Origin of the sequence: Streptomyces sp. NPDC101191 (assembly GCF_044767915.1) — a bacterium.
Lineage (GTDB): Bacteria > Actinomycetota > Actinomycetes > Streptomycetales > Streptomycetaceae > Streptomyces.
The window spans coordinates 561991-582557 of the sequence record NZ_JBIWOU010000006.1 but is presented as its reverse complement, the minus strand read 5'-3'; the positions used below and the strand labels follow the sequence as shown (position 1 = coordinate 582557).

Below are 20567 nucleotides of genomic sequence, written 5' to 3'. Positions count from 1 at the left end.
GCGAGCCTGCGGTCATGCGCGTACCTCTCTATCTGACCGCCGTGCTCGTGTCCGGCTTCGGCACGACGGCGATGTGGCTCGTCTCCGGCATCTGGGTCAAGTCCCTGACCGGCTCCGACGGCCTGGCGGCCCTGACCGCCTTCGCCCTGTGGGCGCCGGCCCTGCTCGGGCCGGTGCTCGGCGCCCTCGTCGACCGGGTGGGCCGCCGCGCGCTCCTGGTGGCGGCGAACCTGGCCATGGCCGGACTGCTCCCCCTGCTCCTGTGGGTCGACCGGGCGGACCGGGTGTGGCTGCTGTTCGCCGTGCTCGTCGTGTACGGGACACAGGGCGCGGTGCACGAGGCGGCCGAGTCGGCGCTCGCGGCCGGGGCCCTCGACGGGGAACGGCTCGGCGGCCTCAACGGGCTGCGGATGACCGTCGGCGAGGCCGTGAAGCTGGTCGCCCCGCTCGTGGCGGCGGGCCTCTTCGCCCGGTACGGGGGCGGTCCGGTGGCCCTGCTCGACGCGGGCACGTTCGTCGTGGCGGCGGGAGCGTTCGCCCTGCTGCGGGTCAGGGAGGAGCGGCCCGTCCCGGGAGTGCGGCCCCGGGTGGCCGACGGGGTCCGGCTGCTGCGGGAGTCGCCGGTGCTGCGGCCGCTGGTCCTCGCGGGCGGCTTCACGATGCTGCTCGCGGGGCTCAACGGGGCCGCGGTCTACGCGGTGGTGGACCGGGGCCTCGGGCACTCCCCCGCGTACGCCGGTGTGCTGTACGCGGCGCAGGGCGCGGGTTCCGTGGCGGCCGGCCTGACCGCCGGGCCGCTGCTGCGGCGGATGCCGGAGCGGGCGCTCGCGGCGGCGGGGCTCGGTCTGTTCGCGCTGGGGGCCGCGGCCAGGGCGCTGCCGTACGACCCGGTGGCCCTCGCGGCGAGCACGCTCATCGGGGTGGGGCTGCCGTGGGTGCTGATCGCGACGACGACGGCGGTGCAGCGGCAGGTGCCCGCGGAGGCGGTGGGGCGGGCGGCCGGCACCGCCCACACCCTGGTCTTCGTGCCGAACGCGGTGGCGCTCGCCCTGGGGGCCGGTCTCATGGGCGTGCTGGACGTGCGGGTGCTGCTGCCGGTGCTCGGCCTGGCGGGGGCGCTGGGTGCGGCGGTGCTGGCCGCCGCCCGCCCGCGCCTCAGCGCAGCGACGTGAGGGCCTCCCGTACGGCGTCCAGGTCGGCGTCCGAGGCCAGGCCCGCGTGGTAGAGCCGGAGTTCGGTGGCGCCCTCGGCCGCGGCCCGCTTCGCGTCCTCCGGCAGGGTGTGCGGGGATCCGCCCATGCCGGTGACGACGGGGAGGTTGGCGGCCAGGACCGTGCGCGCGTGCGCGTGGGCGGCGAAGGGGGCCACGGCCGGGGCGGGGGTCACCACACCGTCGGCGACGGACAGGATGTGCGCCGGGTCGGTGCCCACGTTCGCCCCGCAGCGGTGCGGGACCGGGTCGGCGTGCAGCAGGACGCGGAAGCCGGCCGGGGCCGCGGCCCGGACGGCCGCGACCGCCTCCTCCTGGAGCGCACGTGCGGCGGCCAGCCGCCAGGCGAGGGCCGCGTCCGCGGTGCCACGGCCCAGGGCGCTCGCGGGTGCGCCGCGCCAGACCGGTTCCAGGGCGGCCCGGACCGCGGCCGCGAGCTCGTCGGGGTCGGCGCCGTGCCCGCCGTAGCCCTCCCGGCAGGAGGGGCAGAAGCACAGCGACATCAGGTACTGGGCCGTGTCGTCGAGCGGGACGCCGGCCGTCTTGTCGTGGGCGTGCAGGTGGGCGAGCCCGTACCAGCCGCAGGACTCCAGCTCGGTGCCGGCGGCACCGGGCCGGACCGCGGCCTCGGCGGCGAGGTCCACCAGGAGGGCGCGGACGGCGTCCTGACCGACGCAGGGCGCCCAGGGGTAGCGGTCGCCGTACGCGTTGACCACGGAGGTCTCCGGACGGTCCGCGCCGAGGCGGGAGTTGTGGGCCAGGACGACCCAGCTGTGCACGGCGAGACCGGTGTCCGCGAGGGCCTCCGCCGCCCGGGCGTAGGAGTCGCCGGGCGCCCAGTCGCCCGCCGGGTACGGGGCGAGGACGCGGTCTCGCCAGCGGGCCGGGTCCGGCGGGTAGAGCGTGGCCGCGTGGGCGGCGGTGACGATCCGGTGCCGGGGGTGGCGGGGCGTCAGGGCGCGGGTCGAGTGGTAGGCGGAGGCCAGGGTCACCTGGGCGAGGCCGAGGTCCGCGAGCCGGTCCGGCGCGGCCGGGTCGCCGTCGACGTCCCAGGGGTAGAGGAAGGCGCCCGCCCTCATCGGGTCTCCCCGGCGAGAGCGGCGCGGCCGCGTTCGACGATCGCGGCGAGTTCCTTCAGGTGCTCGGGGTGCGGCTCGCTGAGCGGGGGACGGACCTCGCCGACGTCCAGGCCGGTCATCCGGACCGCGGCCTTGACGAGGGAGACGGCGTAGCCGCGCCCGCGGGAGCGGAGTTCGGCCAGGGGGCGGTAGAAGGCGTCGATGAGGCGGTGCGCGGTGGCGTCGTCGCCGGTGGCGAGCGCCCGGTGGAAGGAGAGGGCGACGTCGGGCGCGAAGCAGAAGACGGCGGAGGAGTAGAGGGTGACGCCGATGCCCCGGTAGGCGAGGCCGGTGAGTTCGGCGGTGGGCAGGCCGTTGAAGTAGAGCAGGTCGAGGCCGGCGGAGCGGACGGCGCTGACGATCCGCTGCATAAGGTCGAGGTCGCCGAGGCCGTCCTTGAGACCGATGACGCCGGAGGTGCGGGCGAGGGCGACGGCGGTCTCGGGGGTGAGGACGGCGTTGTCGCGCTGGTAGACGATGACGTCGAGCGAGGTGGCGGCGGCGAGTTCGGTGTAGTGGCGCAGCAGGCCCGCCTGGTCGGCGACGACGAGGTACGGGGGCATGGCGAGCAGCCCGTCGGCGCCCGCCTCCTCGGCGAGCCTCGCGTACCGGACGGCGAGGGCGGTGCCGTATCCGGCGCCGGCGAGGACGGGGACGCGGCCCCGGGTCTCGGCGACGGCGGCGGCGACGCAGTCGCGGAACTCCTCGGGGGTGAGCGCGTGGAACTCGCCGGTGCCGCAGCAGGCGAAGACCGCGCCGGCGCCCGCGTCGATCCCGGCGCGGACATGGGCGCGGAAGGCGTCGAGGTCGAGGCCGCCGTCCGGGCCGAAGGCGGTGACGGGGAAGAAGAGCAGGCCGTCGAGCCGGTCGGCGAGCGGGGGTGTGGTCACGGGCACTCCCTGTCGTACAAGATTCTGACTACTGTCCATATTCTTGAACGACATCACGCTAGGGCAGGGCGGAAGGGACGGTCAAGGAGCGAAGTCCCATGGGAACGCGCGTTCTTGACGCCCACGACAGCAGTACCTAGCGTGGCGCCGCATCCATGTGTGTGAATACGGTCTACGGACGGAGATGCCTCCTTGAACCCCGCACCCCGAACCGTCCTGCTCACCGGCGCCGCCGGCGGCGTCGGCACCCTCATGAGGGAGCTGCTCCCCGCCTACGGCTACGCGCTCCGCCCGCTCGACGTGGTCCCCGTCCCCGGCGCGCCCGACGCGATCCTCGCCGACCTCGCCGACCGCGACGCACTGCGGGAGGCCGTGCGGGGCGTCGACGCCGTGATCCACCTCGCCGGGATCTCCCTGGAGGCCGAGTTCGACCGGATCGTGGCCGCCAACATCACCGGCCTGCACCACCTCTACGAGGCCGTGCGCGAGGAGGGCGTGCCCCGGGTCGTCTTCGCCTCCAGCAACCACGCCATCGGCTTCACCACCAGGCCCCGGCCCGGCGAACCCCCCATCCCCGTCGACACCCCGCACCGCCCGGACACCTTCTACGGCCTCTCCAAGGCCTTCGGCGAGGACCTGGCCCAGTTCTACTGGGACAGGCACGGCGTCGAGACCGTCTCCGTACGGATCGGCTCCTGCTTCCCCGAGCCCACGTCGGTGCGGATGCTCTCCCTGTGGCTGAGCCCCGCCGACTGCGCCCGGCTGCTGCACGCGGCGCTCCGTGCGCCCGACGTCGGTCACACCGTCGTCCACGGCTCCTCCGCCAACACCCGTGAGTGGTGGGACCTGTCGACGGCACGGGCGCTCGGCTACGAACCGGAGGACGACTCCGAGGCCTACGCGGAGCAGATCATCGCGGAGCAGGGGCTGCCGGCTCCGGGCAGCGCCGACGACGTCCACCTGGGCGGACACTTCTGCGTGGACCCGCCGCGCTGGCCGCGCTGATCAGGGGGCACCGGTCGTGGGCGTGCCGGTCGTAGGCGGGCCGGTCCAGGGCGGGCCGGTCGCGGGCATGCCGGTCGCGGGCGTGCCGCGACCGGGCACCGGAGGACACAGGGCCCGGCCGGACAATGCGGGGGAGCCGGCCGGGGCCCGGGTCGACGCGTGCGACGCATGACGCACGCGGACGATCCGACCATACGTTTCGGTCAAGATCGTCGCGAGCCGCGGAACGCGACGCTTGTCCACAAAACGCGACGGGTCCAAACCAACGGAAGCCACCAGGAGTTCACGCGTCCGGCGCACCGCACCAGGGTCACCCCCTCAGGGTGCGCGACGGCGACTCGCCGAAGCGGGCCCGGTACTGCGCCGCGAACCTCCCGGGGTGGGTGAACCCCCAGCGCCAGGCCACGTCCCCGACGCTCAGCCCGTCCGGGTCGCCCGTCCGCAGCTCCTCCCGGACCCGCTCCAGGCGCACCTCGCGCACGTACGCCATCGGGGACATGCCCACGGACTCGCGGAACGACTCCTGCAGGCGGCGCACGCTCACCCGGGCGAGGCCCGCCAGCTCGCTGCTGGTGAACGGGTGCTCGGGGCGGGCCCGCACCGCGTCCATCGCCCGTTTGACCGGCGCCGGCCGCACCGGCCCGCCCGGGTGTGCCAGCTCGTCCCGCCAGGGGTGCTCGGCAGCCAGGAGCAGCCCGTTCAGCAGCGCCTCCTGGAGCGGGCGCGCCACCAGCTCATGGGTGGCGAAGCCGTCCCCCGCGAGCGCCCCGGCGGCCACCTGCCGGGCGAAGCTCACCCAGCTCAGGCCCGGTCCCGTGGTGACGTCCAGCCGGGGTCCGAGGGTGAGCCCGCGCTCGGGCGCACGGCCGAGCAGCTGCTCCAGGCGGTGCCGGAGCGCCGCCGCGTCGATCTTGACCGAGAGCACGCGACAGTCCCCGCTCCACCGGTCGAGGCGGGTGTCCCCGGCCGGGTCGAGCAGCACCGCCTGCTCCGAGGTGGCCAGCAGCCGGTCCCCGCCGCCGCCCTGGCGCAGCTCCATGGTCCCGCTCAGCGGCGCGTTGATGTGGAACGCGCCCAGCTCCCCGAAGCGCATCCGCACGTCCGCGCCGCAGCTCAGGTCGCCGATCATCAGCGGCCCGAGGCCGACGGTGTCGAAGCGCGCGGCGAACGGGCGTTCCCCCCTCTCGATCACGTCCATGTCATTGGCGTAATAGCGCGCGACGATCTCCTCGCGCGCCTCGTCCACGTCCCGCGTCCGGAAAGAACTCCCACCCACGATCCGAAGAATATTCATATGACGGACGTGACCGGGAACGGCAGGATGCCCGGCATGCCAGCACCTCGCGGATTCGTCCATGACCGGCGCCCGGACGGCACGGTCGTCATCACCCACCACGGCCGCGCCGCCGCCACCCTGCGCGGCGGCCGCGCGGAGAAGTTCCTCGCGGAGGTCGCCGCCGGGGACCCCCAACTGGTCATGGCCCGCTGGACCGGCTCGTACAAATTCGGCAACGAGCGGACCGCCCGCGACCACCCGCGTAACCGGAGTGGCCGAACCGGACGAAGGTAAGGGAACGGCAAAGGCACCCCGATCGTTACCCCGGGCATGACCGCTATGACCCCCGGCTCGAACATCCCTCTCACCGCCGCGCGCGTGGCGGTGGACGTCGCCGCCCCGGTGCGGCTCGACGTCTCGGGCCTGCTGCTCGGCGCCAACGGCAAGGTGCGCTCCGACGACGACTTCATCTTCTACAACCAGCCCGCGGGCCCCGGTGTCACCTACCGGTCCGGCGGCGGGGCCGCGCCCGACGCCATCCTGGTGGACACCACCGCCGTCCCGGCCGGCATCGAGAAGATCGTGGTGACCGCGAGCCCCGACGCCGCGGGCCAGACCTTCCAGGGCATCGAGCCCACCGCGACCCTGCGCAACGCCGACGACGGCAGCGTGCTCGCCACCTTCACCCCGCCGCAGCTCGGCACCGAGACGGCCCTCGTGGTCATGGAGATCTATCTCCGCAACGGCGCCTGGAAGGCCCGCGCGGTCGGCCAGGGGTACGCGAACGGGCTCGCCGGGATCGCGACCGACTTCGGCGTGAGCGTGGACGAGGAGCCCACGCCCGCCCAGGCCACCGCGCCCACGCCCGCCCCGGCCCCGGTGGCGGCCCCCGCCGCGCCGGCCGCCCCGCCCGCCCCTCCGGCCGCTCCCCCTGCGCCGCCCGCCGGCAGCGGGAAGATCAATCTGGACAAGGGCCGGGTCAGCCTGCAGAAGAACCAGACCGTCTCCCTGGTCAAGGGCGGCCGCCCGCTGCTCTCCCAGGTCAAGATGGGCCTAGGCTGGGAGCCGGCCTACCGCGGCAAGGACATCGACCTCGACGCCTCCGTCATCGCCTACGGCCCCCAGCGCAACCACATCGACAGCTGCTATTTCGGCAAGCTGTCCATCCTGAACGGCGCCGTCAAGCACTCCGGCGACAACCTGACCGGTGAGGGCGCGGGCGACGACGAGGTCATCGTGGTCGACCTGGGCCGGCTGCCCGCCGACACCACCGGCCTGGTCTTCACCGTCAACTCCTTCTCCGGCCAGAAGTTCACCGAGGTCGCCAAGGCGTACTGCCGGCTCATCGACGCCGCAAGCGGCGAGGAGCTGGTCCGCTTCGACCTGACGACGGCCGAGCCGCAGACCGGCGTGATGATGGCCAAGCTGATCAAGCAGTTCTCCGGCGAGTGGGAGATGACGGCGATGGGCGAGTTCGTGAAGTCCCGGACCGTCCGGGGCATGGTGAAGCCCGCCGCCCAGGCCCTCTGAGCCCGGGTCCAGGCCCTGTGAGCCCCTCCGGGGGCCCGGGGTGTCCTGTCGATCGTGCCGGGCTCGCGGTGTCCGCGGTCCGGCCCGATCGGCGGGACTCGCCCCGGCCTGATCCGAAGGAGACGGCCTAGAAGAGCGCGCTGTACGCGTTGAGGGCCGGCTGGCCGCCGAGGTGGGCGTAGAGCACGGTCGAGTCCCGGCCGATCTCGCCCCGTTCCACCAGGTCGACCAGTCCGGCCATCGACTTCCCCTCGTAGACGGGGTCGGTGACCATGCCCTCGGTGCGGGCGGCGAGCCGCATCGCGGCCAGCGTGGCCTCGTCCGGGATCCCGTAGACGCCCGCGTGGTAACGGGCGTCCAGCTCGACGTCGGCGGCGGTCAGCGGGCGCTCCACGCCGATGAGGGCCGCGGTGTCCCGGGCGATCCGGGTGATCTGCTCACGGGTCGCCCCGGGCTTCGCCGAGGCGTCGACGCCGATGACGCGTCGGGGCCGGCCGCCGTCCTCGGCGAGAGCGGCGAAGCCCGCGACCATCCCGGCCTGGGTGGAGCCGGTCACCGAGCACACCACGACCGTGTCGAAGAAGACCCCCAGCTCCCGCTCCTGCTCGGCCACCTCGTACGCCCAGTTGGCGAATCCGAGCCCGCCGAGCCGGTGGTCCGAGGCCCCCGCCGGGATCGCGTACGGCTTGCCGCCGGACTCCTCGACCTCACGCAGGGCCGCCTCCCAGCTCTCCTTGAATCCGATCCCGAAGCCGGCCCTCACCAGGCGCACGTCGGCGCCCGCCAGTCGGCTGACCAGGATGTTGCCGACCTTGTCGTAGACGGAGTCGGGCCAGTCGACCCAGCTCTCCTGCACCAGCACGCACCCGAGACCGGCGTGGGCGGCGACGGCCGCGACCTGGCGGGTGTGGTTGGACTGCACGCCGCCGATCGACACCAGGGTGTCGCAGCCCTGCGCGAGGGCGTCGGCGACCAGGTACTCCAGCTTGCGGGTCTTGTTCCCGCCGTACGCGATGCCGGAGTTGCAGTCCTCGCGCTTGGCCCACAGGGCGGCGCCGCCGAGACGGTCGGTGAGCCGCCGGAGCGGGTGGACGGGCGAGGGCCCGAAGAGCAGCGGGTAGCGGTCGAAGTCGGCGATCGTCGGCATGCGGGCTCCCGGGGTGAGGTGTCGGTCAGTTCGTGGACGCCCCGACGCCGAGCTCGCCCGCCCGGGCGCCGAGCCCGGTGGCCTCGGTCGTGGGCTCGGTCGCCTCGTCCGCGAGCTCCTCGAGCGCGCGCCATATCTCCGTCGTCACCCGCACCGCCTCCTCCGTGTCGCCCGCCTCGCACGCGTCGATGAGGCGCGTGTGGAGCACGGCGGAGACACAGGTGCCGGCGTCGCCGAAGAGATGCCGCTCAACACGGCGGATCAGCGGGGTGTAGCGCTCGACGGTGGCGGCGAGGGCGTGGTTGCCGCTCGCTCCGACGAGGACGTCGTGGAGCGCGTCGTCGGCGCGCAGGGCGGCGTCCACGTCCGCGGTGCGCACCGCCGCGGCGAAGCGCTCGTTGGCCTCGCGCATGGCCCGGATCCCCTCGGGGCCGAGCAGCGGTACGGCGGTGCGCGCGGCGAGTTCGTGCATCACCCGCACCACGGAGGCGGCGTCCCGGACGACCCGGCTGACGAGGCGGGTGACCCGGGTGTAGCTCTGCGGCTTGGTCTCGACGAGGCCTTCGTCGCCGAGCCGGGCCAGCGCCTCCCGCACGGGTGCGCGCGAGAGCCCGAGCCGTTCGGCCACTTCGCTGTCCCTGACCACGGACCCGGGCGCGAGGTCGCCGCGCACGATGGCGTCGCGCAGCGTCTCGTACGCCCGGTCACGCAGCAGGGTCCGGCCCACGGGCCGCAAGGCGTCCATGATCTGACATGTTAGATGTCAGTCCGTGGACCGCACCAGGGTTCAGCGGCGGGGCTGGCGGCGCCAGGGGCCGGTGATGGCGAGCATGATCCCCGGGTCCTGGATGTTGGCGAACAGGGTGTCGCCGTCGGGCGAGAAGACCACGCCGGTGAACTCGCTGCCGTTCAGGTCGTTGCGGGCGATCGGGTAGGTGCGGCCGCTCTCGGTCGCGCCGAAGAGGTGCTGCACGCCCTCGCCGTCCTCGGCGATGACGAGCCCGCCGTAGGGGGAGACGGTGATGTTGTCGGGGCCGTCGAAGGCACCGTCCTCGTCCGGCGTGGCGTTGACACCGAGCAGGACCTGCAGCGTGAGGGTCCGGCGGCGCGGGTCGTAGAACCAGACCTGGCCGTCGTGCGGGGTGCCCGGGCTCTCCTCACGGGCGTACGAGGAGACGATGTAGGCGCCGCCGTCGGCCCACCACATGCCCTCCAGCTTGCGGGCGCGGGTGACCTCGCCCTCGGCGAACTGCTTGCGGACGGGGAGCTTGCGGGCGTCGCGGTCGGGCACGTCGATCCAGTCCACGCCGTAGACGGTGCCGATCCTGGTGGCGCGGGAGAGGTCGTCGACGTACCGGCCCGCCGAGTCGAAGCACTTGGGGGCCTGCAGCAGGCCGGCGTTGTCGGCGAGGCCCGCGAGCCGCCCGCGGCCGTGCTCGAAGCCCTGCGGCGGGACCCAGCGGAAGAAGAGGCCGTTGGGGCCGGAGGCGTCCTCGGTGAGGTAGGCGTGGCCGCGCCGGGGGTCGATGACGACGGCCTCGTGGGCGTAGCGGCCGAAGGCCTTGACCGGCTTCGGGTCGCGGTTGGCCCGGGGGTGCTGCGGGTCGACCTCGAAGACGTAGCCGTGGTCCTTGGTCATGCCGTTCTTGCCGGCCAGGTCCTCGGTCTCCTCGCAGGTGAGCCAGGTGCCCCAGGGGGTGCGGCCGCCCGCGCAGTTGGTGGAGGTGCCGGCGATGCCGACCCACTCGGCGACGGTGCCGTCCCGGTGCACCTCGACGACCGTGCAGCCGCCGGCGGCCGCCGGGTCGTAGACCAGGCCCTCGGCGAGCGGCACCGGGTGCGGCCACTTCGCGCGGGGGCCCTTGAGCTCGTGGTTGTTCACCAGGTACGTGGTGCCCCGCGGCCCGGCGAAGGTGGCGGTGCCGTCGTGGTGGGAGGGGGTGAACTCACCCGACTCCAGGCGGGTGACGCCGCTGTGGGTGATCACGCGGTACGTGAAGCCCTCGGGCAGCGCGAGGACGCCGTCCGGGTCGGGGACCAGCTCGCCGTACCCGAGGCGGTGGCCGTGCCCGTGGCCGTGGCCGTCCTCGTGGTCCTCGGCGGCCAGCGCCTGCGGCGCGGTCGCGAGCGTGCCGACGGCGCCGGTGAGGGCGAGCGCGGCGCCCGCGGCGGCGGACTGCTTGGTGAACTCTCTGCGGTTGAGGGACATGACGGTTTTCTCCCTGTCGTCACCCGGTGTCGCGGCACACGGTCGCGCCCCCGTATAAACGGCGGTTGAACAGAAAGGCGACCTCCCATGAACCTGCCGACCCACGGACGGCGCGTCCTCGTCAGCGGCGCGTCGCGCGGTCTGGGCCGCGCGGTGGCCCGGGCCTTCGCGGCCCACGGCGACCGCGTCGCCGTCCACTACGGCTCGCGCGCCGACGAGGCCCGCGAGACCCTCGACTCCCTCGACGGAACCGGCCACGCCCTGGTCTCGGGCGACCTCTCGGACCCCGCCGGCGCGGCGCACGTCGCCGACACGGCGGCCGAGGCCCTCGGCGGCCTCGACGTGCTGGTCAACAACGCGGCCGTCAACCTGCCGCATCCGCCGGCGACCACGCCCTACGAGGAGTGGGTGGCGCTGTGGCAGCGCCACGTCTCCGTGAACCTGCTGGGCACGGCCTACCTGAGCCACCGGGCCGCCGCCCGGATGATCGAGGCGGGCACGGGCGGCCGGATCGTCAACATCGGCTCCCGGGGCGCCTTCCGGGGCGAGCCGGACCACCCCGCGTACGGCGCCACGAAGGCGGCCGTGCACGCCCTCGGGCAGTCCCTGGCCGTCGCCCTCGCCCCGCACGGCATCGGGGTGGCCTCGGTCGCTCCCGGCTTCTTCGCCACCGAGCGCGTCGCCCCGCGCCTGACCGGCCAGGAGGGCGAGGCCATCCGCGCCCAGAGCCCCTTCGGCCGGGTGGCCGGTCCCGAGGAGATCGCGGCGGCGGTCCTGTGGCTGGCCTCCCCCGAGGCCGAATGGTCCTCGGGCACGGTCCTGGACATGAACGGGGCCTCGTACCTGCGGACATGAGAAGGCGGCGGGCGCCGCCCGCCGCGCTGTCCGTTCGCTCCCGCGCGCGAGTCCCTTCATCGGCCCGCGCGCGAGGACCGGGCCCGCGCCCGGCCCGCATACTGCCGCACTCGGCCGACCCCGCCCGTACCTACGGTGCCGGGATCGGCCGGTGGCGTCGCTCAGCCGCGCCGCGACCGCGCCTTGAAGGCCGCCTTGCGGGCCTCCTTCGCCGAGGGCTTGTCGCGGTGGAGGCGGCCCATCGCCTCCAGGACGTCCGCCGTCGCGGGGTGCTCGACGCGCCAGGCCGCCTCGAAGAAGCCGCCGTGGCGGCCCGTCAGGCCCTCGATGAGGTCCTGGAGCTCCTCCAGGTCCCCGTCGGCGTCGAGGTGGGCGGCGATCGTGTCGACGGCCAGCCAGAAGATCATCGACTCCGGCGGGGCGGGCACGTCGGCCGCGCCGTGCTCGGCGAGCCAGACGCGGGCGAGGCCGCCCAGCTCGGCGTCGTCCAGGACCTCGCGGACGGCCGGTTCGGCCTCGGCGCCCACGAGGGACAGGGCCTGCTGCGCGTGCAGCCGGCGCAGCGGCGCGTCCGGGTCGCTGCCGCGCGCGGCGGCGAGCAGCTCGCGGGCGGCGCCGAGGGCGTCCCGGCCGGCGAGCCAGCCGGTGGTCTCGGCGCGGGCGGCGTCCTGCGGGTAGCGGGCGATGCCGTCGAGGAGCACGTCCGCGCCCTTGTCGGCGAGTTCACCGACGGCGGGCGCGGCGAGACCGGCCTCCAGCATCCGGGCGCGGACGCCGTACAGGCCGAGCGGGGTGAGCCGGACCATGCCGTAGCGGCTGACGTCCTCGTCGTCGACCGGTGGGGCGGGCTCCTCGCCCTCCTCGGCCATCAGGGCCTCGTCGACCGGCTGGTAGGCGACGAGGCCGATGGACTCGAGGATCCGGAACTGCTCGTCGAGCCGCATCATCGCGTCGGAGACCTGCTCCAGGACGTCGTCCGTGGGCTCGTGCATGTCGTCGGGGACGACCATCGACGCGGCGAGCGCCGGCAGCGGTACGGGCCCCTCGCCCGCCCCGCCCTCGCTGACGGTCAGGAGGTAGAGGTTCCCGAGGACGCCCTCCAGGAACTCGGCCTCGGCCTCCGGGTCCCAGCCGAGCGCCTCGAAGTCGATCTCTCCGTCCGGGCCGACGATCGCGTCGAGGTCGTCGAAGTAGGGCGCGGCGGCGTCGGCGAAGACCGCCTCGAAGCCGTCCAGCCAGATGCCGAGGACGTCCTGGGGCGAACCGCCGGTGAGCAGTGCGAGGTTCGCGCCGGGAGCGGCCGGGCCGGGCTCGTCGTCGCTCGCGCCGTCCTCGACCTCGACGAGGCCGGTGTCGACGGCGAGCCGCCAGGCCTCGCTCGCGTACACCTCGCCGTCCTCGTCGTCGGTCAGGCCGAGGACCTCGGCGGCGGCGGGCAGCTGCTCGTCGACGAGTTCGCCTCCGGCGCCCACCCGGGTCTCGGGGCCGGCCCAGCGCGCGAGCCGCACGGCGCGCGTGAGGAGGGGGGCGGCCAGGGCGTCCCGCGCCAGTTCCGCGTCCGCGCGCAGCCGAACGGGGGGAAGGGTCGGGCGGTCCGGTGCCATCTCGGGTCTACTCCTCGGCGGGGGGCTGCGGGTGTGCTTCGAGCGGCCTTCAGCGTAGACGCATTCGGGGAGCGGTCCGGCGGTTCACGGAGGCGTCAGCCTTCGTACACCCGTCGACCCTTGACAAGTACGCCGCCGTGCAACGAAATTGACGCGCGTAGATCCTTCGATCGTTCGTCCAAGCCCTCACGGAGCTCCTTGATGTCTTCCTCCATACCGAGATCGGCCGCCGTCGCCGCCGTCGTCACCGCCGCTCTCGCCGCCGGTCTGCTGGGTGGCGGTGCCGCCTCCGCCGACGAGGCGACCGCCGCCGCGGCCCCCGTCCGGATCCACGACATCCAGGGCAGCACCCGGGTCTCGCCGCTGGTGGGCAAGCAGGTCACCGGTGTGACGGGCATCGTCACCGGCGTGCGCACCTACGGCTCGCGCGGCTTCTGGATCCAGGACCCGGAGGCCGACGCCGACCCGGCCACCAGTGAGGGCGTCTTCGTCTTCACCAGCTCCGTCCCGACCGTCGCCGTCGGCGACGCGGTGAGCGTCAACGGCACGGTCACCGAGTACGTCCCGGGCGGTCTGAACTCCGGCAACCAGTCGCTGACGCAGCTCTCCAAGCCGGTCGTCACCGTGCTCTCGAAGGGCAACACGGTCCCCGCCCCCGTCACCATCTGGGCGGGTTCGGTCCCGCGCGCCTACGCGCCCCAGGGCGACCCGGCGGCCGGCGGCTCGATCAACGGCCTCACCCTGGCCCCGCAGACCTACGCCCTGGACTACTACGAGTCCCTGGAGGGCACCAACGTCCGCATCGGCTCCTCCCGGGTGGTCGGCGCGACCGACCCGTACTCCGAGCTGTGGGTGTCGGTGAAGCCGTTCGAGAACCCCAACTTCCGCGGCGGCACGGTCTACGGCTCGTACGACGCGCAGAACACCGGCCGCCTCCAGATCCAGCAGCTGGCCCCGATCGCCCAGCACCCGTTCCCCAAGGCGAACGTCGGCGACTGGCTGGTCGGCCGCACCGAGGGCCCGCTGGACTTCAACCAGTTCGGCGGCTACACCCTGGTCGCGAACACCCTGGGCGAGCACGTGGACCTCGGCCTGGAGCGCGAGGTGACCGACAAGCAGCACAAGAACGAGCTCGCGGTCGCCACGTACAACGTGGAGAACCTCGACCCGAGCGACCCGCAGGAGAAGTTCGACGCGCTCGCCAAGGCGGTCGTCGAGAACCTGGCCTCGCCCGACATCGTCGCCCTGGAGGAGATCCAGGACGACAACGGCGCCAAGAACGACGGCACGGTCACGTCCGGCGAGACGCTGAAGAAGTTCACCGCGGCGATCGCGGCGGCCGGCGGCCCGGCGTACGAGTGGAGGTCGATCGACCCGGAGAACAACAAGGACGGCGGCGAGCCGGGCGGCAACATCCGTCAGGTCTTCCTCTTCAACCCCGAGCGGGTCTCCTTCGTCGACCGCCCGGGCGGCGACGCGACCACCGCCACCGCGGTGACCGGCACCAAGGGCGACGCCCACCTGACGGTCTCCCCCGGCCGCATCGACCCGGCGAACGCCGCCTGGGAGAACAGCCGCAAGCCGCTCGCCGGCGAGTTCGTCTTCCGCGGCCGCACGGTCCTCGTGGTCGCCAACCACTTCGGCTCCAAGGGCGGCGACGAGTCGATCGTCTCGCACCACCAGCCGCCGACCCGTTCCTCCGAGGTCAAGCGACTGCTCCAGGCGCAGGCCGTCAACGCCTTCGTCAAGGACGTCATCGCCGTCGACAAGCAGGCCGACGTCCTCGTCCTCGGCGACATCAACGACTTCGAGTTCTCCGGCACCACGAAGGCGCTGACCGACGGCGGCGCGCTGTTCCCGGCCGTCAAGTCGCTGCCCCTCAGCGAGCGCTACTCGTACGTCTACCAGGGCAACAGCCAGGTCCTCGACCAGATCCTGACCAGCCCCGGCGTGCACCACTTCACGTACGACAGCGTGCACATCAACGCGGAGTTCGCGGACCAGAACAGCGACCACGACCCGCAGGTGCTGCGCTTCCGCCCCTGATCGAGGGGGCGCACGGGTGTGCGAGACTGCGGCCGTGATCCTGCGTCCCGCCACCCGTGGCGAACTCCCCGCCGTCCTCGCGCTCCTCGCCGACGAGGAGCGCGTGGTCGACCCGGCCTCGGTGACCGTGACCCCCGCCCACGAGCGGGCCTTCGCGGACATCGAGGCCGACGCGCGCAACGAGATGCTGGTGCTCGTCGACGACGACGCGGACGCCCACGGCCAGGTCCTGGGCTGCCTCCAGGCGACGTACATCCCGGGGCTCGGCAAGGGCGGCGCGGAGCGGGCCCTGATCGAGGCGGTCCGGATCAGGGCCGACCGGCGCGGCGGCGGGCTCGGCCGGGAGCTGATGGAGCGCGCGGTGGCACGGGCCGGGGCCCGGGGCTGCGCGCTCGTCCAGCTCACCAGCAACAAGAGCCGCACCGACGCCCACCGCTTCTACGCGTCCCTGGGCTTCGCCCGCAGCCACGACGGCTTCAAGCTGGCCCTGTAGGGCGCTCCAGGACGCCGGCGCGGGTCCCCGGCTCAGCCCAGCAGGTGTCCGCCGCCGTCCACGAGCAGCACCTCGCCCGTGATGTACGAGGCGTTCGCCAGGTCGTGGACGGCCTCGGCGATGTCCTCAGGACGGCCCACCCGGCGCAGCGGCACGACCGAGGCCACGTGCTCCCTGGCGGCCTCGGCGCCCTCGACCCCGTCGAACCACGGGGTGTCGACGAGCCCCGGCGCGACCGCGTTGACCCGCACCTCGGGCCCCAGGGTCTTGGCGAGCAGCCTGGTCATGTGGTTGACGGCCGCCTTGGTCACCGCGTACGGGATGGAGCTGCCGCCGGGCCGGACGCCGGCCTGCGAGGAGATGTTCACGACGGCGCCGCGGGTCTCGCGCAGGTGCGGGACCGCGGCGGTGACGGTCTGCCAGACGCCGATGACGTTGACGTCGTAGAGGAGCCGCCAGACGTCGGGCGAGGCGCCCGCGAAGTCGTCGTGCGGGATGAAACGGGTGGTGCCGGCGCTGTTGACGAGCAGGTCGAGACGGCCGAAGTGCGCGACCGTCCGCTCCACGAGCCGGGCGGCCTGCGTCTCGTCGGAGACGTCGGCCTGCAGGTAGTGGGCGCCGGGGAGTTCCGCGGCGAGCTTCTCCCCGGCCTCGACGGAGCGGGCGGAGTTGACGGCGACCCGGTAGCCGGCGGCCGCGAGGCGGCGCGCGACGGCGGCCCCGATGCCGGAGGAGGAGCCGGTGACGAGGGCGACACGCTGATCACTCATGTGCTGATTCCTTCTGGACGACCTCCTGTCGCGCAGGGCGATCATGCCAGAGACGCCGGACGGCCCGCCGTCCCGTTCCGGGGCGGCGGGCCGTTCGCGGCGCACGGGTCAGTTGTGGCTGTGCAGGATCTCGTTGAGACCGCCCCAGACCGCGTTGTTCGGGCGGGCCTCGACGGCGCCGGTGACCGAGTTGCGGCGGAAGAGGATGTTCGAGGCCCCGGAGAGGTCGCGGGCCTTGACGACCTCGCCGTCGGGCATGGTGACCCGGGTGCCGGCGGTGACGTAGAGACCGGCCTCGACGACGCACTCGTCACCGAGCGCGATGCCGACGCCGGCCTCGGCGCCGACGAGGCAGCGCTCGCCGATCGAGATGATCACGTTGCCGCCGCCGGACAGGGTGCCCATGGTGGAGGCGCCGCCGCCGATGTCGGAGCCGTCCCCGACGACGACGCCGGCGGAGATGCGACCCTCGACCATCGAGGTGCCGAGGGTGCCGGCGTTGAAGTTGACGAAGCCCTCGTGCATGACGGTGGTGCCGGCGGCGAGGTGGGCGCCGAGGCGGACCCGGTCGGCGTCGGCGATGCGGACACCGGCGGGCACGACGTAGTCGGTCATGCGGGGGAACTTGTCGATCGAGGTGACCGAGAGCTGCAGGCCCTCGGCGCGGGCGTTGAGGCGCACCTTCTCGATGTCGTCGACGGCGACCGGGCCGAGCGAGGTCCAGGCGACGTTGGCGAGCAGGCCGAAGACGCCGTCCAGGCTCTGGCCGTGCGGCTTGACCAGGCGGTGGCTCAGCAGGTGCAGCCGCAGGTAGGCGTCGTGGGCGTCGAGCGGCTTGTCGTCGAGCGAGCCGATGACGGTGCGGACGGCGACCACCTCGACACCGCGGCGGGCGTCGACGCCGAGGGCCTTGGCGGCGCCCTCGCCCAGGGCGTTGACGGCCTCGTCGACGCTCAGGCGCTCGGTGCCGGCGGGGCCGGGGGCGTCGGTCAGCTCGGGGGCGGGGAACCAGGTGTCGAGAACGGTGCCGTCGCCGGCGATGGTGGCGAGGCCGGCGGCGACGGCGCCGGTGGTGCGAGGAGCAGTGGTCATGCGGAAAACCTAACGGTCGGGGCCCCGCGCGGGCCAACCGGTCTCAGGTGTCGGTCCGGTCGTCCGTGGCTTCCGACGAGCGGGGGACCGAGCCCTTCGGGGCTTCGTTCAGGATCCGGGACAGCATCTCGCGCGCGTACCCCTCGTCGTAGGTGCCGCCGGTCAGCAGCACCTGCAGGGAGATGCCGTCCAGCAGCGCGACGAGCGCCCGGGCGGTGACCGGGCCGGTGCGCGGGGCGAGCGCGGCGACGACGGCGTCGGCCCACTCGGCTGCGACGGGCCGCAGGGCCGGGCGGCGGAGCGCGGCCAGGTACAGCTCGTACTCCAGCTCGACCCCGGTCCGCTCCCCGCCGAGCCACTGTCCCGTGATCCGGGCGAGGCCTCCGGCGAGGTCCGGGCCGGTGAGCGCGGGGCTGTCGCGGAGTTCGTCGGCGAAGGTGGCGTTGACCCGGCGCAGGGCGGCGACGAGGAGTTCGTCGAGGGAGCCGAAGTGGTACGTGGTGGAGCCGAGCGGCACATCGGCCTCGGCGGCCACCGTGCGGTGGCTGAGCCCGGCGATCCCGTCCCGTCCGACGACCCTGAGTGCGGCGTCGACGATCCGCTCGCGCCGGTCGGGGTCGTGGCGGCGGGGACGCGCCATCAGTGCGCGCCGCCGAGGTTGAGGACGGCGACCCCGGCGATGATCAGGAGGATGCCGGCGATCTTGGCGAGGCCCATGGACTCGCCCAGGAAGAGGGCGCCGATGGCGGCGACGGCCGCGGTGCCGACGCCGGACCAGATCGCGTAGGCGGTGCCGACCTGCAGGGTCTTGAGCGCCTGGGCGAGGAGGGCGAAGGCGAGGAGGTAACCGGCGCCGGTGATCAGCGAGGGTGCGAGCCTGGTGAACCCCTCGCTGTACTTCATGGAGGTGGTGGCGACGATCTCGGCCGCTATGGCTCCCGCGAGGAGTCCGTATCCCATGTGTACGAGTGTACGGATGCTGTGTACGCGCGTACACAAACTCTGCGGATACGGTGTGCGCATGACATACCCCTCGGGGCCGTACGGATACGGCTACGCTCCCCCGCCGCCCCCGCCGAAGCCCGGCGTCATACCCCTGGCGCCACTGAACTTCAGCGACATCCTGACCAGCACCTTCACCACCTACGGGCGCTACTGGAAGCCGCTGCTCGGGGTCGCCGTCGCCGCCTACACGGCCGCCGGCGTGCTGGTCGGCGCGGCCCTGCTGCTGGCGTGGGCCGCCGTCGGCGACGACGTGCGGCGGCTGATCGACCTGCCCGCCGGCCAGGATCCCGTCTACGCCGACGTCCGCCCGCTGGTCATCGCCTTCCTCTGCGTCTGGCTCGTCGCCATGGCCGGTTACATCGTCTGCGGCGGCCTGGTCTACGCGGCCGTGCCGGCCGTGGTCCAGGAGGCGGTGCTCGGCCGCCCGATCGCGTTCGGGACGGTCTGGCGCCGGGCCTGGTCACGGCTGGGCGCGGTGGTCGGCTCGGTCTTCCTGGCGATGCTGGCCACGGTCCTGCCGGTGGTGCTCTTCGCAGCCGCCGTCGGCCTGGTGATGACGTCCATGATCATGGGCCTCGACGACGGCGACGAGGGCGTCGGTTTCGCCCTCGGGGGCCTGTTCCTCTTCCTGGCCGCCCTCGCGCTCGTCCCGCTGGGCCTCTGGCTGTGGATCAGGTACAGCCTCGCGCCGACGGTCGCCGTCATCGAGGGCCAGGGCGCGGTGGCCTCCCTGCGCCGCTCCGCCGCGCTGGTCAAGGGCTCCTGGTGGCGGGTCTTCGGCTGCACGCTCGCCACCGGCCTGATCGTGGGCATGGTCGCCGGCGTGATCCAGCAGGTCATCTCGCAGGCGGCCGCCGTCCCGATGTCGACGGTCGGCCTCGGCGAGGAGCCGCCGTCCGTGGGCGAGGTGCTCTCCGCGCTCGGCGGCATGCTGGCGGTCGCCGCCGTGGCCCAGCTCCTGGTCCAGGCCGTCGCGGCCCCGTTCCAGCCCCTGGTCTCCGGCCTCCTCTACGTCGACCAGCGCATCCGCAAGGAGAACCTGGCCCCGCTGCTGGCGCAGACGGCCGCGGAACCGCCCGTCAGTCGATGAGCGTGGCCTTGGGCCGGAGCACGCAGAACTCGTTGCCCTCGGGATCGGCGAGGACCACCCAGGTCGCGTCCTCGCCCTGACCCACGTCCACCCGGGTCGCCCCGAGCGCGATGATCCGCTCGACCTCGGCGTCCCGGTCGTCGGGCGTCAGGTCGATGTGCAGACGGTTCTTGACGGTCTTCTTCTCGGACACGGGGAGGAAGCACATGCCCGGCAGCGCACGCTCGTCGGCGCCGATGACGATCTCGTGCTCGTCCTCGTACAGGATCCGCCAGTCCAGCACCGCCGCCCAGAAGCGGGCCTGCGCGGGCAGGTCGTGCGAGTCGACGACGAGGTGGTACATGCGAACGGCCATGGCCGTCAGTCTGACACGACGAGGCCCCCGGTGATCACTCACCGGGGGCCTCGTCGTGCGACGGTCGGCTCAGACGTTGAAGCCGAGCGCGCGGAGCTGCTCGCGGCCGTCGTCCGTGATCTTGTCAGGACCCCACGGCGGCATCCAGACCCAGTTGATCTTCAGCTCGCTGGCGATGCCGTCGGTGGCGGCCTTCGCCTGGTCCTCGATCACGTCGGTCAGCGGACAGGCCGCCGACGTCAGGGTCATGTCCAGCGTGACGACGTTCGAGTCGTCGATGTGGATGCCGTAGATCAGGCCGAGGTTGACGACGTCGATGCCCAGTTCGGGGTCGACGACGTCGTACAGCGCCTCGCGGATCTCTTCCTCGGAGGCCGGCTTCATCGTGGCCTCGGCGTTCTCGGTCATGCCGTCTTCCCTTCCGCGTCGGAGCCCAGCGCCTGGGCCGTCGCGTCCTTCCACGCCATCCAGCTGAGCAGCGCGCACTTCACCCGGGCGGGGTACTTCGAGACACCGGCGAACGCGACCGCGTCCTCCAGGATCTCCTCCATCGCGTCGTCCGGCTCGATCTGGCCCTTGGACTGCATCAGCTCCAGGAACGTGCCCTGGATCTTCTGCGCCTCCGCCAGCTCCTTGCCGACGAGCAGCTCGTTGAGCACGGATGCCGAGGCCTGGCTGATGGAGCAGCCCTGACCCTCGTACGACACGTCCGCGATGCGGTCGCCCTCGTACTTCACGCGGAGGGTGATCTCGTCGCCGCAGGTCGGGTTGACGTGGTGCACCTCGGCGTCGCCGTCCCGCAAGCCCCGGCCGTGCGGGTGCTTGTAGTGGTCCAGGATGACGTCCTGGTACATCGAATCCAGCTTCACAGG

At 73.5% G+C, this 20567-nt stretch carries 22 protein-coding genes; 8 read left to right on the top strand and 14 right to left on the bottom strand.

The genetic code is table 11. The annotated features are described in order from the left end of the window. Positions 1–14: 14 nt before the first annotated feature. Positions 15–1172, top strand: a complete 1158-nt coding sequence (locus ACIRQF_RS25685; RefSeq protein WP_404095335.1) for an MFS transporter — start codon at positions 15–17, stop codon at positions 1170–1172. Here ACIRQF_RS25685 and ACIRQF_RS25680 read toward each other — a convergent pair. Both ACIRQF_RS25680 and ACIRQF_RS25675 read right to left on the bottom strand, forming a co-directional pair. Beyond that, positions 1156–2289, bottom strand: a complete 1134-nt coding sequence (locus tag ACIRQF_RS25680) for a hypothetical protein (RefSeq protein WP_404095332.1) — start codon at positions 2287–2289, stop codon at positions 1156–1158. The two genes, ACIRQF_RS25685 and ACIRQF_RS25680, sit on opposite strands and share 17 nt — an antisense overlap. Further along, positions 2286–3218, bottom strand: coding sequence for a 5-dehydro-4-deoxyglucarate dehydratase (locus ACIRQF_RS25675; protein ID WP_404095330.1), 933 nt, complete (start codon positions 3216–3218; stop codon positions 2286–2288). The genes ACIRQF_RS25680 and ACIRQF_RS25675 overlap by 4 nt, the downstream gene beginning before the upstream one ends. Positions 3219–3410: 192 nt before the next feature. Here ACIRQF_RS25675 and ACIRQF_RS25670 point away from each other — a divergent pair, with 192 nt between their 5' ends. Further along, positions 3411–4223, top strand: a complete 813-nt coding sequence (locus ACIRQF_RS25670) for an NAD-dependent epimerase/dehydratase family protein (RefSeq protein WP_404095328.1) — start codon at positions 3411–3413, stop codon at positions 4221–4223. A gap of 310 nt (positions 4224–4533) precedes the next feature. Here ACIRQF_RS25670 and ACIRQF_RS25665 read toward each other — a convergent pair whose 3' ends face one another. Beyond that, on the bottom strand, positions 4534–5499 hold the full coding sequence (locus ACIRQF_RS25665; protein WP_404095326.1) for an AraC family transcriptional regulator: 966 nt from the start codon (positions 5497–5499) through the stop codon (positions 4534–4536). A 54-nt stretch (positions 5500–5553) separates the two neighbouring features. Between ACIRQF_RS25665 and ACIRQF_RS25660 the strand changes: the two genes are divergently transcribed. Next, positions 5554–5793, top strand: a complete 240-nt coding sequence (locus ACIRQF_RS25660) for a hypothetical protein (RefSeq protein WP_376629756.1) — start codon at positions 5554–5556, stop codon at positions 5791–5793. A gap of 36 nt (positions 5794–5829) precedes the next feature. Continuing rightward, on the top strand, positions 5830–7029 hold the full coding sequence (locus ACIRQF_RS25655; RefSeq protein ID WP_382480679.1) for a TerD family protein: 1200 nt from the start codon (positions 5830–5832) through the stop codon (positions 7027–7029). A gap of 127 nt (positions 7030–7156) precedes the next feature. Here ACIRQF_RS25655 and ACIRQF_RS25650 read toward each other — a convergent pair whose 3' ends face one another. The 3 genes from ACIRQF_RS25650 to ACIRQF_RS25640 are packed head-to-tail and all read right to left on the bottom strand — an operon-like array spanning position 7157 to position 10385. Next, positions 7157–8176, bottom strand: a complete 1020-nt coding sequence (locus ACIRQF_RS25650; protein ID WP_382480682.1) for a 1-aminocyclopropane-1-carboxylate deaminase — start codon at positions 8174–8176, stop codon at positions 7157–7159. A 25-nt stretch (positions 8177–8201) separates the two neighbouring features. Beyond that, positions 8202–8921: a GntR family transcriptional regulator gene (locus ACIRQF_RS25645; protein WP_376629751.1), complete on the bottom strand. Its 720-nt coding sequence runs from the start codon at positions 8919–8921 to the stop codon at positions 8202–8204. Positions 8922–8963: 42 nt separating this feature from the next. After that, complete coding sequence (locus tag ACIRQF_RS25640; RefSeq protein WP_404095322.1) at positions 8964–10385, bottom strand: alkaline phosphatase PhoX; 1422 nt, start codon at positions 10383–10385, stop codon at positions 8964–8966. A gap of 87 nt (positions 10386–10472) precedes the next feature. Between ACIRQF_RS25640 and ACIRQF_RS25635 the strand changes: the two genes are divergently transcribed. Then, entirely contained in the window at positions 10473–11240 is a 768-nt protein-coding gene (locus ACIRQF_RS25635) for an SDR family NAD(P)-dependent oxidoreductase (RefSeq protein ID WP_404095320.1), read from the top strand. 161 nt (positions 11241–11401) lie between these two features. On the opposite strand, the gene ACIRQF_RS25630 is transcribed toward ACIRQF_RS25635, so the two are convergent. Next, positions 11402–12844 (bottom strand): hypothetical protein, encoded by a 1443-nt coding sequence (locus ACIRQF_RS25630; protein ID WP_376629745.1) that lies wholly within the window; start codon positions 12842–12844, stop codon positions 11402–11404. 201 nt (positions 12845–13045) lie between these two features. Between ACIRQF_RS25630 and ACIRQF_RS25625 the strand changes: the two genes are divergently transcribed. Both ACIRQF_RS25625 and ACIRQF_RS25620 read left to right on the top strand, forming a co-directional pair. Next, a complete protein-coding gene (locus ACIRQF_RS25625; protein ID WP_404095316.1) occupies positions 13046–14890 on the top strand; it encodes an endonuclease/exonuclease/phosphatase family protein in 1845 nt (614 codons plus the stop codon). Positions 14891–14924: 34 nt separating this feature from the next. Beyond that, on the top strand, positions 14925–15383 hold the full coding sequence (locus ACIRQF_RS25620; protein ID WP_376629741.1) for a GNAT family N-acetyltransferase: 459 nt from the start codon (positions 14925–14927) through the stop codon (positions 15381–15383). Positions 15384–15415: 32 nt separating this feature from the next. Here ACIRQF_RS25620 and ACIRQF_RS25615 read toward each other — a convergent pair whose 3' ends face one another. From ACIRQF_RS25615 to ACIRQF_RS25600, 4 genes are all read right to left on the bottom strand, one after another. Then, the gene (locus tag ACIRQF_RS25615; RefSeq protein ID WP_404095313.1) at positions 15416–16153 is read right to left on the bottom strand and encodes an SDR family NAD(P)-dependent oxidoreductase; all 738 of its coding nucleotides are present in this window, start codon (positions 16151–16153) and stop codon (positions 15416–15418) included. 108 nt (positions 16154–16261) lie between these two features. Continuing rightward, positions 16262–17245 carry a 2,3,4,5-tetrahydropyridine-2,6-dicarboxylate N-succinyltransferase gene (dapD, locus tag ACIRQF_RS25610; protein WP_404095310.1) on the bottom strand — a complete coding sequence of 328 codons (984 nt, stop codon included), beginning with the start codon at positions 17243–17245 and terminating at the stop codon, positions 16262–16264. Positions 17246–17288: 43 nt separating this feature from the next. Beyond that, the gene (locus ACIRQF_RS25605) at positions 17289–17885 is read right to left on the bottom strand and encodes a TetR/AcrR family transcriptional regulator (protein WP_404095308.1); all 597 of its coding nucleotides are present in this window, start codon (positions 17883–17885) and stop codon (positions 17289–17291) included. After that, on the bottom strand, positions 17885–18205 hold the full coding sequence (locus tag ACIRQF_RS25600; protein WP_376629733.1) for a DMT family transporter: 321 nt from the start codon (positions 18203–18205) through the stop codon (positions 17885–17887). Before ACIRQF_RS25600 ends, ACIRQF_RS25605 begins: the two co-directional genes overlap by 1 nt. Before the next feature lie 61 nt (positions 18206–18266). Here ACIRQF_RS25600 and ACIRQF_RS25595 point away from each other — a divergent pair, with 61 nt between their 5' ends. Then, complete coding sequence (locus ACIRQF_RS25595; protein ID WP_404095305.1) at positions 18267–19340, top strand: oxidoreductase; 1074 nt, start codon at positions 18267–18269, stop codon at positions 19338–19340. Here ACIRQF_RS25595 and ACIRQF_RS25590 read toward each other — a convergent pair. From ACIRQF_RS25590 to sufU, 3 genes are all read right to left on the bottom strand, one after another. Next, entirely contained in the window at positions 19330–19695 is a 366-nt protein-coding gene (locus ACIRQF_RS25590) for a VOC family protein (protein ID WP_376629729.1), read from the bottom strand. The genes ACIRQF_RS25595 and ACIRQF_RS25590 overlap by 11 nt on opposite strands. 69 nt (positions 19696–19764) lie before the next feature. Further along, complete coding sequence (locus tag ACIRQF_RS25585; RefSeq protein WP_352186260.1) at positions 19765–20103, bottom strand: metal-sulfur cluster assembly factor; 339 nt, start codon at positions 20101–20103, stop codon at positions 19765–19767. After that, entirely contained in the window at positions 20100–20564 is a 465-nt protein-coding gene (sufU, locus tag ACIRQF_RS25580) for a Fe-S cluster assembly sulfur transfer protein SufU (RefSeq protein ID WP_376629726.1), read from the bottom strand. The genes ACIRQF_RS25585 and sufU overlap by 4 nt, the downstream gene beginning before the upstream one ends. Between the last annotated feature and the right edge of the window lie 3 nt (positions 20565–20567).

Excerpts from the sequence above, each read along its gene's own strand:
- ACIRQF_RS25685 (WP_404095335.1), top strand. The coding sequence starts at position 15 with ATGCGCGTACCTCTCTATCTGACCGCCGTGCTCGTGTCCGGCTTCGGC.
- ACIRQF_RS25680 (WP_404095332.1), bottom strand. The coding sequence starts at position 2,289 with ATGAGGGCGGGCGCCTTCCTCTACCCCTGGGACGTCGACGGCGACCCG.
- ACIRQF_RS25660 (WP_376629756.1), top strand. The coding sequence starts at position 5,554 with ATGCCAGCACCTCGCGGATTCGTCCATGACCGGCGCCCGGACGGCACG.
- ACIRQF_RS25655 (WP_382480679.1), top strand. The coding sequence starts at position 5,830 with ATGACCGCTATGACCCCCGGCTCGAACATCCCTCTCACCGCCGCGCGC.
- ACIRQF_RS25650 (WP_382480682.1), bottom strand. The coding sequence starts at position 8,176 with ATGCCGACGATCGCCGACTTCGACCGCTACCCGCTGCTCTTCGGGCCC.
- ACIRQF_RS25645 (WP_376629751.1), bottom strand. The coding sequence starts at position 8,921 with ATGGACGCCTTGCGGCCCGTGGGCCGGACCCTGCTGCGTGACCGGGCG.
- ACIRQF_RS25640 (WP_404095322.1), bottom strand. The coding sequence starts at position 10,385 with ATGTCCCTCAACCGCAGAGAGTTCACCAAGCAGTCCGCCGCCGCGGGC.
- ACIRQF_RS25635 (WP_404095320.1), top strand. The coding sequence starts at position 10,473 with ATGAACCTGCCGACCCACGGACGGCGCGTCCTCGTCAGCGGCGCGTCG.
- ACIRQF_RS25630 (WP_376629745.1), bottom strand. The coding sequence starts at position 12,844 with ATGGCACCGGACCGCCCGACCCTTCCCCCCGTTCGGCTGCGCGCGGAC.
- ACIRQF_RS25625 (WP_404095316.1), top strand. The coding sequence starts at position 13,046 with ATGTCTTCCTCCATACCGAGATCGGCCGCCGTCGCCGCCGTCGTCACC.
- ACIRQF_RS25615 (WP_404095313.1), bottom strand. The coding sequence starts at position 16,153 with ATGAGTGATCAGCGTGTCGCCCTCGTCACCGGCTCCTCCTCCGGCATC.
- dapD (WP_404095310.1), bottom strand. The coding sequence starts at position 17,245 with ATGACCACTGCTCCTCGCACCACCGGCGCCGTCGCCGCCGGCCTCGCC.
- ACIRQF_RS25605 (WP_404095308.1), bottom strand. The coding sequence starts at position 17,885 with ATGGCGCGTCCCCGCCGCCACGACCCCGACCGGCGCGAGCGGATCGTC.
- ACIRQF_RS25600 (WP_376629733.1), bottom strand. The coding sequence starts at position 18,205 with ATGGGATACGGACTCCTCGCGGGAGCCATAGCGGCCGAGATCGTCGCC.
- ACIRQF_RS25595 (WP_404095305.1), top strand. The coding sequence starts at position 18,267 with ATGACATACCCCTCGGGGCCGTACGGATACGGCTACGCTCCCCCGCCG.
- ACIRQF_RS25590 (WP_376629729.1), bottom strand. The coding sequence starts at position 19,695 with ATGGCCGTTCGCATGTACCACCTCGTCGTCGACTCGCACGACCTGCCC.
- ACIRQF_RS25585 (WP_352186260.1), bottom strand. The coding sequence starts at position 20,103 with ATGACCGAGAACGCCGAGGCCACGATGAAGCCGGCCTCCGAGGAAGAG.